The 14479-nt window shown below is 72.7% G+C and carries 14 protein-coding genes; 4 read left to right on the top strand and 10 right to left on the bottom strand.

Annotated elements, in window-relative coordinates:
• The 5 genes from NBZ83_RS10510 to NBZ83_RS10490 all read right to left on the bottom strand — a co-directional run.
• A partial coding sequence (locus NBZ83_RS10510; protein WP_261574861.1) for an ABC transporter ATP-binding protein occupies window positions 1-1905 on the bottom strand: 1905 nt, incomplete at its 3' end.
• A complete protein-coding gene (locus tag NBZ83_RS10505; protein ID WP_261574860.1) occupies window positions 1902-3896 on the bottom strand; it encodes an ABC transporter ATP-binding protein in 1995 nt (664 codons plus the stop codon). The genes NBZ83_RS10510 and NBZ83_RS10505, both read right to left, overlap by 4 nt.
• A gap of 52 nt (window positions 3897-3948) precedes the next feature.
• Entirely contained in the window at window positions 3949-4713 is a 765-nt protein-coding gene (hisF, locus tag NBZ83_RS10500) for an imidazole glycerol phosphate synthase subunit HisF (RefSeq protein WP_261568193.1), read from the bottom strand.
• Complete coding sequence (priA, locus tag NBZ83_RS10495; protein ID WP_261568194.1) at window positions 4710-5438, bottom strand: bifunctional 1-(5-phosphoribosyl)-5-((5-phosphoribosylamino)methylideneamino)imidazole-4-carboxamide isomerase/phosphoribosylanthranilate isomerase PriA; 729 nt, start codon at window positions 5436-5438, stop codon at window positions 4710-4712. Before priA ends, hisF begins: the two co-directional genes overlap by 4 nt.
• 83 nt (window positions 5439-5521) lie before the next feature.
• Entirely contained in the window at window positions 5522-5656 is a 135-nt protein-coding gene (locus NBZ83_RS10490) for a hypothetical protein (RefSeq protein WP_261568195.1), read from the bottom strand.
• A 236-nt stretch (window positions 5657-5892) separates the two neighbouring features.
• Between NBZ83_RS10490 and NBZ83_RS10485 the strand changes: the two genes are divergently transcribed.
• Window positions 5893-6402, top strand: coding sequence for a GNAT family N-acetyltransferase (locus NBZ83_RS10485; RefSeq protein WP_261568196.1), 510 nt, complete (start codon window positions 5893-5895; stop codon window positions 6400-6402).
• Window positions 6403-6581: 179 nt separating this feature from the next.
• Here the strand turns inward: NBZ83_RS10485 and NBZ83_RS10480 are convergent, their stop codons facing one another.
• Window positions 6582-6995, bottom strand: a complete 414-nt coding sequence (locus tag NBZ83_RS10480) for a GNAT family N-acetyltransferase (protein WP_261574859.1) — start codon at window positions 6993-6995, stop codon at window positions 6582-6584.
• A 90-nt stretch (window positions 6996-7085) separates the two neighbouring features.
• Here NBZ83_RS10480 and NBZ83_RS10475 point away from each other — a divergent pair, with 90 nt between their 5' ends.
• Complete coding sequence (locus NBZ83_RS10475) at window positions 7086-7739, top strand: O-methyltransferase (RefSeq protein WP_261568198.1); 654 nt, start codon at window positions 7086-7088, stop codon at window positions 7737-7739.
• Window positions 7740-8025: 286 nt separating this feature from the next.
• Window positions 8026-8595 (top strand): DUF302 domain-containing protein, encoded by a 570-nt coding sequence (locus NBZ83_RS10470; RefSeq protein ID WP_261568199.1) that lies wholly within the window; start codon window positions 8026-8028, stop codon window positions 8593-8595.
• 38 nt (window positions 8596-8633) lie between these two features.
• On the opposite strand, the gene hisH is transcribed toward NBZ83_RS10470, so the two are convergent.
• From hisH to hisD, 4 genes are all read right to left on the bottom strand, one after another.
• Window positions 8634-9254, bottom strand: coding sequence for an imidazole glycerol phosphate synthase subunit HisH (gene hisH / locus NBZ83_RS10465; protein WP_261568200.1), 621 nt, complete (start codon window positions 9252-9254; stop codon window positions 8634-8636).
• The gene (hisB, locus tag NBZ83_RS10460) at window positions 9251-9838 is read right to left on the bottom strand and encodes an imidazoleglycerol-phosphate dehydratase HisB (protein ID WP_261568201.1); all 588 of its coding nucleotides are present in this window, start codon (window positions 9836-9838) and stop codon (window positions 9251-9253) included. The genes hisH and hisB overlap by 4 nt, the downstream gene beginning before the upstream one ends.
• 66 nt (window positions 9839-9904) lie before the next feature.
• Window positions 9905-11122, bottom strand: coding sequence for a histidinol-phosphate transaminase (locus NBZ83_RS10455; protein ID WP_261574858.1), 1218 nt, complete (start codon window positions 11120-11122; stop codon window positions 9905-9907).
• A complete protein-coding gene (gene hisD / locus NBZ83_RS10450; protein ID WP_261574857.1) occupies window positions 11119-12414 on the bottom strand; it encodes a histidinol dehydrogenase in 1296 nt (431 codons plus the stop codon). The genes NBZ83_RS10455 and hisD overlap by 4 nt, the downstream gene beginning before the upstream one ends.
• 71 nt (window positions 12415-12485) lie before the next feature.
• Here hisD and NBZ83_RS10445 point away from each other — a divergent pair, with 71 nt between their 5' ends.
• The gene (locus NBZ83_RS10445; protein WP_261574856.1) at window positions 12486-14369 is read left to right on the top strand and encodes a bis-aminopropyl spermidine synthase family protein; all 1884 of its coding nucleotides are present in this window, start codon (window positions 12486-12488) and stop codon (window positions 14367-14369) included.
• Window positions 14370-14479 lie beyond the last annotated feature (110 nt).

Below are 14479 nucleotides of genomic sequence, written 5' to 3'. Positions count from 1 at the left end.
TCCCACCCCCGAACCCACCGCGACCGAGCCGACACCGGCAGCCCAGGACTGGTGCATCCGCCGATACACCCCGGGCACGGCGACCAACGCTCGGTGATGGCCCCGCTGCACGATGCGCCCGGCGTCCACGACGACGACATCCTGCGCCGCCTCCGCCGTCGACAGCCGGTGCGCGATCGTCACCGAGGTGCGGTCCCGGGTCAGTTCGGCCAGGGCCGCCGCCAGGCGCACCTCGGTCTCGGGGTCCACCGCGGAGGTCGCCTCGTCCAGGACCAGCAGATCCGGATCTGCCAGCCGGGCGCGGGCCAAGGCGACGAGCTGCCGCTCCCCGGCCGACAGCCGCGACCCGCTCTCCCCCACCCGGGTCGCCAGCCCCGCCGGCAGCCCGGCGAGCCAGTCGGCGAGGCCAAGCGTCGCAAAGGCGGCGAGGACAGCCGTGTCATCGGCTCCGGGGCGGCCATAGCGGACGTTGTCGGCGATCGTGAGGTCGAACAGGAAGCCGTCCTGCGGCACGAGCAGCACCCGGCCGCGCAGCGAGGAGAACCGCACCTCGGACAGCGGCACCCCGGCGATGCGCACGGTGCCCGTGGTCGGATCCATCAGCCGGGTGAGCAGCTTGGCCAGGGTCGTCTTGCCGGATCCGGTCTCGCCGACCACCGCCACCCGCATGCGCGGGGCGATTTCCAGGTCGACGTCGAGCAGCACCGGCGGCCCGTCGGGGTAGGCGAACCCGACCCCGTCGAACCGGACCCCCAGCGGTCCGGCCGGCAGGTCGCGGCCGGCCGTGGTCACGGCGGGCCCGTCGCGGCCTTCCCCGCCGTGGCCCGCAGCGCCGCCGGTGCGGGGCGCCGGCAGCCGCCCCACGGTCCGGCGGCCGAGCGCGGGATCGCGGACATCGGTCGGAAGATCCAGAACGTCGAGCACCCGGCGCAGGCCGGCCAGCGCGTTGGCCGCGTCGTTGAGCACCTCGGTCATCGACTGGATCGGCATGACGAACAAGGTCATCAGAAACAGGAACGCGATCAGCCGCCCGGTGCTGAGCGAGCCGGCGACGCCGAGCGCCACGCCCGCCGTCACCACCGCGGCGGTGGCCAGCGCGGCGACCAGCTCACTGAGCGAGAAGACTCCGGCGACGACCCTTTGGGCCTCGATCTGGGCCGAGCGGTAGCGGCCGATGGTCGCGTCGATGCGCCGCCCGGTCCGCTGCTGGACGCCGTAGGCCCGCACGACCGGGGCGCCGACGACCGCCTCGGACACGGCGCCCAGCAGCTCGCCGACCCGTTCGCGGACGATCGCGTACCGGCCGGCGAGCCGGCGCTGCACCAGTCGAGTCACGACGAACAGAGGGACGAAGAACGCATACACCAGGAGGGTCAGCGGCCACGAGTAGACGACCATCAACACGGTGGCCAGCAGCATCTGACCGGACGAGACCAGCAGCATCACCCCGCCGAACTGGAGGAACTGCGACATCTGATCGACGTCGCTGGTCACCCGGGAGGTCAGCGAACCGCGACGCTGGGCGGACTGGCTGAGCATCGACAGGTCGTGGATGTGGCGGAAGGCATGCACCCGCAGGGTGGCGAGGGTGCCCTCGGACAGGCGGTAGAGCCGCAGGTTCATCCGGTACGTGGCGAAGGTGGTCAGCACGATGACGGCTGAGGCCGCGCCGACGGCCACGGCGACCAGGCCGACGTCGACTCCGTCGTCGGTGAGCCCGCGGTCGAGGGTCTGCTGCACGACGACCGGGATGACGACCTTTCCCGCGGTCGCCACCAGGGCAAGCGCGAGGGTGCCGAGCAGACCCCGGGTCAGCTCGGGGGACAACGCGCGCAGCCGGCGCAACGTCGCCGTCAACGTCGGCGGGGAGGCCCGCGGCGCCGCCGGGGGCGCGGCGGGCGTCACGGCGCGGCCTCCGCTTCGAGTTCCCGGACGGCGGGCTCGGAGACGGCGGGCTCGGAGACGGCGGGCTCGGAGACGGCGGGCTCGGAGACGGCGGGCTCGGAGACGGCGGGCTCGGAGACGGCGGGCTCGGAGACGGCGGGCTCGGGGATGGCGCCGGCCGCGCGGGCGGCCGCCTCGTAGGCGGTGAGCAGGGCGGCGTAGCGCGGGGAGGATGCGAGCAGCTCCTCGTGCCGACCGCGGCCGATGACCCGGCCGGCGTCGAGGTGGATCACCTCGTCGGCCAGCGCGATCGTGGAGCGGCGCTGGGCGACGACCACGACCGTCGAGGCGCCGGCACGTTCGCGCAGGTCGGCGAGGATCGCGGCCTCCACCCGGGGGTCGACGCTGGCGGTGGCGTCGTCGAGGACGAGCAGCCGCGGGGCGCGGATGAGCGCGCGGGCCAGGCCGATGCGTTGGCGCTGGCCGCCGGACAGGGAGGTCCCGCGCTCGCCGACCATGGTGTCGAGGCCGTCGGGCAGGGCGGCGACGAAGCCGTCGGCCTGCGCGCGGCGCAGCGCGGCCCAGACGTCGTCGTCGGTGTTGTCCGCGCCGAGGGTGACGTTGGCGCGCACCGTGTCGTCGAAGAGGAACGCCTGCTGGGCCACGACGGCGACAGCTCGGCTCACCTCGCCGACGGCGAGTTCGCGCAGGTCGACGCCGTCGAGCAGCACCGCGCCGGCCTGCGGGTCGACGAGCCGGGCGAGCAGGTTCACCAGCGACGACTTGCCGGCGCCGGTGCGGCCGGTGATCGCGACGACGCTGCCCGCGGCCACCTCGAAGCTCACCGCGTCCACCACCGGCCGCGCAGGCGGATCGCCGGGACTCGCGGGCTCCGAAGGGTCACCGGTCAGGTCTGCGGGGGGGTAGGCATAGGTGGCGGCGTCGAGGCGCAGCGACGCGGGGCCGGCCGCGGTCAGCGTGCGCGGGCCGTACGCCTCGTGGCCGCGAGCCCGCAGCACCGCGTCGACCCGGTCGTAGCCGACGACCTCCCTCGGCAGGTCACCGAACACCCAGCCGAACGCCCGCAGCGGGAAGGCAAGCAAGGTGAACAGGTAGGCGACCCGGACGAGCTGCCCGACGTCCATCGCCCCGGCGTCGATGCGGATCGCGCCGACCAGCAGCACCAGCAGGATCCCCAGGTTCGGCAGGGCCTCCATCACGGGGTCGAACAGGCCCCGCAGCCGGCCCGCGTGGATCATCGCGTCGCGAAGCTGCTCGGCGCGGACGGCGAAACGGGCGGTCTCGTCCTCTTCCCGGCCGAGGGTCTTGACGACGAGGGCGCCGTCGAAGGATTCGTGTGCCACCGCGCTGACCTCCCCACGTAACTGCTGCGCCCGGGAGTACAGCGGCCACACCCGCCGGCCGTACCAGACGTTGAGCACGCCGAACGTCGGGAAGATCACGAAACCGATCAGCGCCAGCACCGGGTCGGTGACCACGAGCAGTACCAGCGCCACGACGAGCATGACGAGAGCACCCAGCGCGAACGGCAGCGGCATGACCGGGGCCCAGGCGGCCTCGACGTCGGCGTTGGCGTTGGACAGCAACGTGCCGGTGGAGTGCCGCTGATGCCAGGACAGCGGCAGCCGCAGGTACTGGCGGGTCACCGCGTGCCGGTGGCGCGCCTGGAGCCGGAACACGACCGTGCCGCCGGCGAGGCGGCGCAGGAGCATACCGAGCGCCCGGGCGAGGCCGACGACGCTGAGCGCCGCCGCGGCCAGGGCGACCGCCGACCAGTCGGCGTGCCCCTGCCGGATCGCCGGGATCACCACCCGGTCCGTGGCCTCGCCGAGCACGAGAGAATTGGCCACCCCCGTCAGCGTGAACAGGCAGCCACCGACCGTTGCTACTGCGAACAGGCGGGGCTCGTCCCGGATGCCCCGCCAGAGGTTCGCGAAGCCCTGGCCGATGACCCCGGGTTGTCGCCCCGGCTCCGCCACCCGCTCCGACATCGTCACCCTCCGTCAACACGTCACGGCAGCGGCGCCGGCGGAGCGGTGGCGGTCAGCGCACGGGAACGCCCGTGTCCCGCAGCGCCGCCTTCACCTCGCCGATGCGCAGCTGTCCGAAATGGAACACGCTGGCCGCGAGCACCGCGTCCGCGCCCGCGCCGACCGCCGGCGCGAAATGAGCGAGGTCACCGGCCCCGCCGCTGGCGATCACCGGCACATCGACCTCGGCGCGCACGGCGGAGATCATCTCCAGATCGTATCCGTCCCGGGTGCCGTCGGCGTCCATCGAATTGAGCAGGATCTCGCCGGCGCCGAGCTCGACCACCCGCGAAGTCCAGCCGACCGCGTCGATTCCGGTCCCCCGGCGACCACCGTGCGTAGTCACTTCGAAGCGGGGGCCGCCCGGATCCGGGCACCGCCGGGCGTCCACCGAGATCACGATGCACTGGTTGCCGAACCGGTGGGCGCACTCACGGACCAGCTCGGGGCGGGCCACCGCGGCCGTGTTGATCCCCACCTTGTCGGCCCCGGCGCGCAGCAGCCGGTTGACGTCGTCGGCGGAGCGGACCCCGCCCCCGACGGTGAGCGGGATGAAGACCTGCTCGGCGGTGCGCCGGACGATGTCGTAGGTGGTCTCCCGGTCGCCGCTCGACGCGGTGATGTCGAGAAACGTCAGCTCGTCGGCGCCCTCGGCGTCGTAGAGCCGGGCCATCTCGACCGGATCCCCGGCGTCGCGCAGATCGGTGAAGTTCACCCCCTTCACCACCCGGCCGCCGTCGACGTCGAGGCAGGGGATCACCCGAACCGCGACGCTCACCCCGCCACGACCGTCGAGGTGACGGCGAGGGCCTCGGGGAGGGTGAAGGCGCCGGCGTAGAGGGCCTTGCCGACGATCGCGCCCTCGACGCCGGGCACCGCGGCGATCGCCACGAGGTCGGCGAGCGCGGACACGCCCCCGCTGGCCACGACGGGGCGGTCGGTCGCCGCGGTCACCGAGCGCAGCAGCTCGACGTTCGGGCCGGTCAACGTGCCGTCGCGGCGCACGTCCGTCACCACGTAGCGGGCGCAGCCGTCGGCGTCGAGGCGGGCGAGCACCTCGAACAGCTCGCCGCCGTCCTTGGTCCAGCCGCGGGCGGACAGCGTCGTGCCGCGCACGTCGAGCCCGACGGCGATCCGGTCGGCCACCCGGTCGATCGCCCGGCGAACCCAGTCGGGATCCTCCAGCGCGGCCGTGCCGATGTTGACCCGCGCCGCCCCGGTGGCCAGCGCCGCGTCGAGGGAGTCGTCGTCGCGGATGCCGCCGGAGAGCTCGACGGCCACGTCGACCGAGCGGACGACCTCGGCGATCAGCTCGCGGTTCGAGCCGCGGCCGAACGCGGCGTCGAGGTCGACCAGATGGATCCACTCGGCGCCGTCGCGCTGCCAGGTCAGCGCCGCCTCGAGCGGGTCGCCGTACGAGGTCTCGGAACCGGCCTCACCTTGGACGAGGCGGACGGCCCGCCCGTCGGCCACATCGACGGCAGGCAGCAGAGTAAGCGTCACACCGGCCACCCTATGGCCACTCCGCGACGGCCCGAGACCACGACCGCGGCTGCCGTGGATGGCGGCAACCTCGACCACGGGATTCAGCCGGCGAGCAGTGCCGCGATCTCCGAGAAGCCGGGGGCGAACGCATGGTTGGGCAGGCGGCGACAGGCGAGGACGACCGCCTCGTCGCAGGAACCGTCGACGACTCGGTACTGGTCCGGGGTGATCAGCACCGGTCTGGGGTGATCAGCCCGACTGATCGGCGGACGACCGATCGGGACCCGCCTACGTGACCATGGTTCGGGTCCGGTAGAGGAGGCCGCGAACTGGTTGGACGTCGTTGAACGGTGTGCCCTTCGCGCCCGGCGGACGTGGTACGGCCAGCATTCCAGGGCGACGCCCAAGCATCGTGCGTCGTGGGAGAATCGCGCCGACGAGCTGGGATCAACGTTCGGGACGGGCGGGAGCGGTGAAGATCGAACCCGCGGACGGCGCCATGTTCCGCGAACGCGACGCTTGGCGTTACGACCCGCCGTACGATTTTTACGACAGCGACGGGCTACCCGTGAAAAACCCCAAGCTCTTCTTCGCCGTGCGCGACGATGGCGCCCTCATCGGCTTCTACTTCTTCGAGCCGTGCGGCGACGCACTGTTCTACGGGCTTGGCTTGCGGCCGGATCTCACCGGTCGTGGGCTCGGCGAGCAGTTCGTACTGGCGGGCTTGGAGTTCGCCAGCACCATCCACGGTCGGCGCCGCGTAGTGCTCGATGTCGCGGCTTTCAACGAACGCGCGGCCCGCCTGTACCTGCGCCTCGGTTTCACCGATACCGGCCGGCATACGGAGACGTTCGACGATTACGGGGTCGTGGATTTCATCGGCATGGAAAAGCCTGCCCGAACACCCGCTGCGCGGAGCCGGGTGGACGCGGGGGCCGTTCGCCGAGGGCGGCCCGGCGGCTCGTTTACACCTGACATGTAGGGATCGGTTAAAGATGAGCAGAAATTCCTGGAAGTTCGCGTCTGCCTGAGCAATACCTCGGGCTGCACTGTCGCGGTGGATGAGCGGACCTCGCTGGATTCTCCTGCCGACCGGGGTCCGGCATCGGCTACCGAGCCTCGCTGCACGAGTCGACGGCGCAAGGACGGGAGGGGTCTGCCTCACAGCCGCAGGAGACCCGCGGTGGTCTGTCGGAAACCACACTGCACGTAGAAGGGTTCCAGTTGTGGTTCGTAGTCGACGTGCAGCCATTCGGCGCCGCGTGCCCTCGCCTCGTCCGCAGCGGCCCGCACCAGACATATTCCGAGCCTCTGGCGGCGCTCGTCCGGGTGCACAGTGGTATCCAGGATGAAAGCGTGCACGCCGCCGTCACCGACGACGTTGACGAATCCGACCAGCCGTCCTGCGCGACGCGCCGCGATCCACGTCAGGCTGCGGGCCAGCACCGGCGCGAACGACGCAGGTCTCCGGTCCGGCCATGACGCGCCGAACAGCTCGTTGAGATCGGCGTCCGCCAGATCAGGACGCACCACCAGCACTGCACCGTCAGCCTGGGACGGATCACCGGGCGCCATGGAAGGCAGCCTGCCACGCGGCTGAACGTCGTGGGCCAGCCACCCGCCGAAAACCCCCGCACCGGCACCAGCCGGTGGGATCATGTCGCCATGTCAGTCGGTGGCAACACGGCATACGACGATCGCGCGAGGCTGCCCGATCTGGTCGCCGCGGCGGTGGACCTCGCTCGGGAGTGTGGTTTTGACAACTCTTGCGCTCCGGAGCAGGGCTGGTTGCTGTCGCTTCTCGCAAGGGGCTGGACCGGTGGCCTTGTGGGAGAGACAGGCACGGGCTGCGGTGTTGGACTGGCCTGGATGGTCGACGCGGCCGGTCCGGACACATCTTTTGTGAGTATTGAACTGGACGCAAAGCGGGCCGCCGCGTCGGCGGATTTCTTCAGCGGTCACCGCAATGTCCACATCATTCATGGAGACTGGCACGGATTACGAGATTATGGCCCGTTCGATCTACTGGTCCTGGACGGTGGAGGTAAAGGCAAGGACCCAAGCGTGGACTCACCTCTTGATCCTGCCGATGGTTGGCTCGAGCCGGGCGGGACGGTCGTGCTCGACGACTTCGTCCCGGCCGGTCAGCCTGGCGCGTCGGAGCACGACGCTGCTCGTAACCACTGGCTGAATCATCCGCTCCTCAAGGGCACGGAAATCCGACTTTCCCCGTCTCTGGCCACACTCGTGGCGATGCGCGTTAATGAGGATGCTTTTCTGGCGGCTCGTCGCCCGCTTGACGGCGACTCGGCCAGCTAGATCCTATCCATATGCTCATTGTAAGCATCGTTGGAGTTGGCAAATATCGCGGCCTGGTAAGGCGGTTGTCGACCAGGAGCAACCGACCTTCGAGACCGGCGCCGGGAGGGATGACGCCTCGGCGCGCCACAGGATCGGGGCCGGCAGCCAGCGTTGATCGCCGCCCCAGCCAAGGTAGGGGCGACCGGCAAACGCCGGCGGGCCGGTTTCGACCGCACCGGCGGCGGGAATCCCGCGGGTCCGCGCTGCGCGTCAGGCCGCGCCGACCGGGACGGGAGGCTGTCGCATGACCAGTACCGATCACGAGCTCGCCGACGCCGTCAACACCGTGACCTACGAGGTGCACCGGCTGTCCGTCGCGGCGGACCTCGGCTACGACGAGACGGTCCGCCGCTACGAGCAGGCGGTGCCCGCCCTCGACGAGGCGCGCTTCGCCGCCCTCGCCACCGGGCAGCCAAGCTGGGACGATGTACGCATCGCGACCGCGCCGAACGCGCCGCACGACTTCCTCCGCTACTGGCGCGGCGAGTTCACCTGGATGTTTCGGGCGGCCGGCGACGAGGGGCGGTGCGTCGAATATCTGATGGGCAACCATGTCATCGCCGAGCGGATGTTCCGCCATGACCCGGGGGTGCTGCTGCACGCCCCGTTGCGGACCACGATCCACACCGACCGGGAGGGCGAGACCTGGTTCAGCGTCGACCAGCCGAGCACGCATTTCCGCAGCTATGGCAACCGCGCGATCACCATCGTGGGCATCGAGCTGGACCTGAAGCTGGCAACTCTGCTGGAGCACCTGGGCCTGCCCGTACCCGCGTCGCTCACCGCCGGCCGGGTCCCCGTCCACGCCGGCTGAGCCACCCCGCCGCCAACGCCGCACCGGCGGCGTCAGCGTCAGGACAGCGTGGCGAGCCAGTTGGTCAGCAGGTGCGCGCCGGCGTCGCCGGACTTCTCGGGATGGAACTGGGTCGCGGCCAGGGCGCCGCGCTCGACGGCGGCGGCGAACGGCTCGCCGTGCTCGCCGACCGTGTCGCCGGCGTCGGGGTCGGCCTTCGCCGCGTAGGAGTGGACGAAGTAGAAGCGGGTGTCGGCGGGCAGCCCGGCGAACAGCACGGACGCCGCCGGTGGGCGCACCGTGTTCCAGCCCATGTGCGGCAGGATGGGCGCGGCCAGACGGCGCACCTCGCCGGGCAGCACGCCGAGCCCGGCCGTACGCACCCCGTGCTCGTCACCGAGCTCGTAGAGCACCTGCATGCCCACACAGATACCGAGCACCGGCCGCCCCGCGGCCACCCGCTCCCGCACGATGGGCGCGGCGCCCACCCCGCCGAGACCGGCCATGCAGGCCGCATACGCACCGACACCGGGCACGACGAGCCCGTCGGCCGCCAGGGCCGCATCGAGATCGTCGCTGACCGTCACGTCGGCGCCGACGCGGGCAAGCGCCCGCTCCGCCGAGCGCAGGTTCCCCGAGCCGTAGTCGAGAACGACGACCCGTGGATGCCGATCCGTCACAGGACACCCTTGGTGGAGGGGACGCCGGCCACCCGGGCGTCGAGGGCCACCGCGTCGCGCATGGCCCGGGCGACCGCCTTGAACTGCGCCTCGACGACGTGATGGGCGTTGCGGCCGGACAGTACCCGCACATGCAGCGCGATCCGGGCCGACGCGGTGATCGACTCGAAGATGTGCCGGGTCAGCGTGGTGTCGTACGTCCCGATCAGCCCGACGAGGTCCGGCTCGACGTGCACACAGTACGGCCGACCGGACAGGTCGACCGCGGCCTGCGCGAGGGCCTCGTCGAGGGGGACCAGCGCGTCGCCGAAGCGGCGGATGCCGACCTTGTCGCCCAGCGCCTCACGCAGCGCCGAGCCGAAGGCGATGGAGGTGTCCTCGACCGTGTGGTGGGAGTCGATGTGCAGGTCACCACGGGTGCGCACGGTGAGGTCGAACCCGCCGTGCTTGCCGAGCTGGGACAGCATGTGGTCGAAGAACGGGACGCCGGTGTCGGAGGTCGCCACGCCCGTGCCGTCGAGGTCGAGTTCGACCAGCACGTCGGACTCCAGCGTCTTGCGTTCGATCCGCGCGGTGCGTGCCATCGGAAACTTTCCTCGGTCTTTCTGGGTTGCGGGTGGGGACCGGCGGGGTGTGGCGGTGGCTCGGTGTCAGCCCCTGGCCAGGGTGACGACGCCGTCCGCGGCGACGTCGCTGCCGGCGAGGACCCGGCCGAGCGCGGCCAGGAACGCGTCGACCTCGGCGGGCAGCCCGGCGGTGACCCGCAGCCAGCCCGGCAGCCCGAGGTCGCGGACGAGCACCCCGGCGTCGAGCAGCCCGCGCCACACGGCGCGCTGGTCGGCGAACAGGCCGAAGAAGACGAAGTTGGCGTCGCTGGGCGCGAGCCGAAGGCCGAGGGCCCCCACCTCCCGCACGATCCGGTCCCGCTGCGCCTTGACCGCCTCCACCGTGGCGAGCAGCTCGTCGGCGTGCGCGAGCGCGGTGCGGGCGACCGCCTGGGTGAACGTCGACAGGTGGTAGGGCAGTCGGACCAGCTGCAGCGCGTCGACGACGGCGGGGTGCGCGGCGAGATAGCCGACCCTGGCGCCGGCCAGGGCGAACGCCTTGCTCATCGTGCGGGTGACGATGAGCCGCGGGTGGCGGGGCAGCAGCGTCAGGGCGCTGGGCACCCCGGCCCGGCGGAACTCGGCGTACGCCTCGTCGACGACGACCATGCCGCTGCCCACCCGTGCCATCGCCTCGCAGGCCGCGACGACGACGTCGACGGGCAGGGCCGTACCGGTCGGGTTGTTCGGCGAGCAGAGGAACAGCAGCGCCGGCCGGTGGCGCTCGACGGCCTCGGTGACGGCCTCGGCGGAGAGGGTGAAATCCGCGGCGCGTTCCTCGCGGACCCACTGCGTCGCCGTGGCCAGGGAGATGAGCCGGTGCATCGAGTAGGACGGCTCGAAGCCGACCGCGACCCGGCCGGGCCCGCCGAACGCCTGGCAGAGCTGCTGGATGACCTCGTTGGACCCGTTGGCGGCCCAGACCTGGGCGGTGTGCACGCCGAACCCGGCGTCCGGGGTGAGGTAGTAGGCGAGGTCGGCGCGCAGGGCCTCGGCGTCGCGGTCGGGGTAGCGGTTGGCCTCGGTGGCGGCGAGGGTCGCGGCCTTGCCGAGGGCGTCGACCAGACCGACCGACGGCGGATACGGGTTCTCGTTGGTGTTGAGCCGCACCGGCACGTCGAGCTGCGGCGCGCCGTAGGGGGACAGCCCGCGCAGGCTGTCGCGCAACGGCAGCCCGTCGATGTCCAACGGGCGCCAGGGCCGGTCGTCGCCGGCGTAACCGGCGTAACCGGCGTCAGTGCTGCGGGACGCCTGGATCGTCATCGGAATCGAGCCTCCACGGCGTCGGAATGTGCGGTGAGATCCTCGGCCCCGGCGAGTGCGGCCAGGCGCGGGGCGATGGCGTGCAGCGCGTCACGGGTGCTTTCGACGACGTGGACCTGGCGCTGGAAGGCGGCCACGGCCAGACCGCTGGAGTGACGCGCCGTCCCACCGGTGGGCAGGACGTGGTTGGAGCCGGCCAGGTAGTCGCCCAGCGGGACGGGGGCGTGGGGGCCGACGAACACCGCCCCGGCATGGCGCACCCGTGCGGCGACCGCGCCCGCGTCTGCGGTGTGGATCTCCAGGTGCTCGGCCGCCCAGCCGTCGACGACCGCGAGCCCGGCGTCGACGTCGGCGACGATCGCCACGGCACCCTGGCCGGCCAGGGACTCCTCGACCCGCTCGCGGTGGCGCGTCGCCGGTACCTGCTTGCCGAGCTCGATGTCGACCGCGTCGGCGAGCTCCACCGAGGAGGTGACGAGCAGGCAGGCGGCCATCGGGTCGTGCTCGGCCTGGGCGATGAGGTCGGCGGCGACGAAGGTCGGGTCCGCGGTGGCGTCGGCGAGGATCGCGACCTCGGTGGGGCCCGCCTCCGCGTCCACCCCGACCACGCCGCGCACCAGCCGCTTCGCCGCCGTCACGTAGACGTTGCCCGGCCCGGTGATGACGTCGACGGGCTGGCAGCTCTCGGTGCCGTAGGCGGCCATCGCGACCGCCTGGGCGCCGCCGGCGGCGTAGACCTCGTCGATCCCGAGCAGGGCGCAGGCGCCGAGCACGACGGGGTGCGGCAGGCCGTCGTTGTCCCGCTGTGGCGGGGAGAACACCGCCAGCGAGCCGACCCCGGCCTCCTGGGCGGGCACCACGTTCATCACGACGCTGCTCGGGTAGGCGACCCGCCCGCCGGGCACGTACAGCCCGACCCGCTCGACCGGCACCCAACGCTCGGTGACCGTCAGGCCCGGCCCGACCTCGATCGTGACCGGCTCGCGCAGCTGCGCGCGGTGCACCACCCGGCTGCGCCGGATCGCCTCGACGAGCGCGTCACGCACCGCCGGGTCGAGGGCCTCGGCGGCGGCGGCGAGCACCGCCCGCGGCACCCGCAGGCCGGCTGGACGGACGCCGTCGAACCGGGCGGCGGCGTCCAGAACGGCGGCGTCACCACGGGTCCGCACGTCTTCGCAGATGGGCCGGACCGCGTCGACGGCGACGTCCACATCGACTGCGGCCCGGGGCAGCAGGCGCCGAACATCGGCAGCGGACGGCACCGTATCCCGCAGATCAAGCCTTCTCAGCACGATACGAGACTAGCCGCCGAGTCGGGGGGTGGTGAAATCACAGCTCACGCCGGGGTGTCACGCTGATCAGCGTGACCGATCCCCGCACCCCGCCACCCTCGGCCGGTCCGCCTCGCGCGCCAGATCCGACGCCGCTCCCGGATCCGCCGCCGCCCGCCGCGGCACCGGCCACGGCGGGGCCCGCGAGCGCCGCACCCGGGGAGTCGCTGGCGACGCTGCTGCACGGCTACCGGGTGCACGCGCGGGCGCCCCGCGGGGTCGTGGCGGCGCTGACCGAACGGCCACGGACCCTGCGCGCACTGGTCCAGGACTCGGGGCTGCCGCGCCGCTCGGTCGAGGAGATCCTCGGCTGCCTCGGCGACGATCTGCGGCCCGGTTCCGGCGCGACGTTCGTCCTGCGGCCCGGTGCCGTCGACCGCTACCGCACCATGATCGACTATGACGAGCTGCGCGCGGGCACCACGCTCGACCCGCTCGCCGCGGAGATCGGTCGCCACAGCGCACTGGTCACGACGATGCACGAGCTCATCGCCTCGGCTCCGCGCCCGAGGACCGAGCTGGACCACGTGCCGGCCACAGCGGCGACGGTGGTCCGCCGGGCCGTCTGGCTGTCGACGCACTACGACCTGCGCGAGGCCCACCTGCTCTGCGTGGGTGACCACGACCTGACGTCACTGGCCGTCGTTCTGCTGGCCGCCGCGGCGAGCCCGGGCCCGGCGCGGCGCGGGCCCGCCGTCACGGTCGTGGACATCGACGAGGACCTGTTGGAGTTCCTCGACCGGACGGCCCGGTCACGCGACCTGCGGCTTCGGTGCCTGTACGCGGACCTGCGCTTCGGGCTGCCACCGGCGGTGGCGGGCAGTGCGGATCTTGCCTTCACGGACCCGCCCTACACCCCGCGGGGGGTGTCGCTGTTCGCCGCGCGCGGCGCCCAGGGCCTCGCCGACCGCGAGCGCGGCCGGGTCCTCGTCGCCTACGGGTTCAGCGAACGGGTACCCACCCTGGGCTGGAAGGTGCAGCGAGCCCTGCTCGACCAGGGGCTCGTCTTCGAGGCGATCTGGCCGGCCTTCCACACCTACGAGGGCGCCGAGGCGGTCGGCGCCCGCGCCGACATGTACGTCTGCCAGCCGACCTCGGCCACCTGGAAGCACCTGGACCGGCCGGTTGCGGCACGCGGGTCGGTGTCGACGGCGATCTACACCCGTGGCCGGCAGGCCACCGAGAGCCAGCCGGCGCCGCTCGCGGGGCCCGTCGTCGCCGCGGCGACCGGATTCCTGGCGATCGCGCCGGGCCGGGGGGTCTTCGTCGGCGACCGTCCCGAACTGGACGCGGCCCACGCGCATCTCGGGACGGTCCTCGAAGGCGGGCTGCCGGCGGCCGTCGCGGCGGGGGCGAGCGGGGCGCTGTCCGCCGTCGCCGACCTGTCCGACGATCCGGGCCCGTGGCTGACACGGCTGCTGCTGGCAGTCAACGCCGACCGGCTCGCCGTGATCGTGGCGGCCGACCATCCCGTGCTGGGCGCCGGGGATGGCACGCACCAGGCTCTCGACCCGCTACGGGCGAAGTGGGCGGCCACGCCCGAGCACGACGTTGCCATCCCCGACGGCGGGGACACGGGTCGAGGCGGGAACGCGGGCCGGCTGGTGACGTTCGCCGCAGTGGACCCCGCCGTTCTCGACCCCGGCGCGCGCCTCGCCCGCTGGCTGCTGGACCGCCCGCACGGCAAGATCGGCAATGTCTGGCGCGACGGCCTGATCCGGATCGCCCGGCAGGCCGACGGTCGGACGCTGTCCCAGCGGGAGGCCCTGGCGACCGCGCACCGGGCCGTCGCCGACCCCGATCTGCTCGCCGTCCGGCTGATCGACCTGCCGTGGCACACGCTCGCCTCGACGCTCGCCGCCGCGGTGGCCTGCGTCGACACGCAGACCGGCGGCGAGGCCGGCAGCAGCGGGTGAGGGCTGCGCGACGCGACGGACAAGCTAGGCGGACGCGGTCACCCTGACGTAGCGGCAGCCCTAGGCTGCTAACTATGGCGACGCCCGCAGGCCACCATTTCAGGGGACAC

The organism is Frankia gtarii (assembly GCF_025403375.1).
Lineage (GTDB): Bacteria > Actinomycetota > Actinomycetes > Frankiales > Frankiaceae > Frankia > Frankia gtarii.
This window is presented reverse-complemented; position numbering and strand designations above follow the sequence as displayed.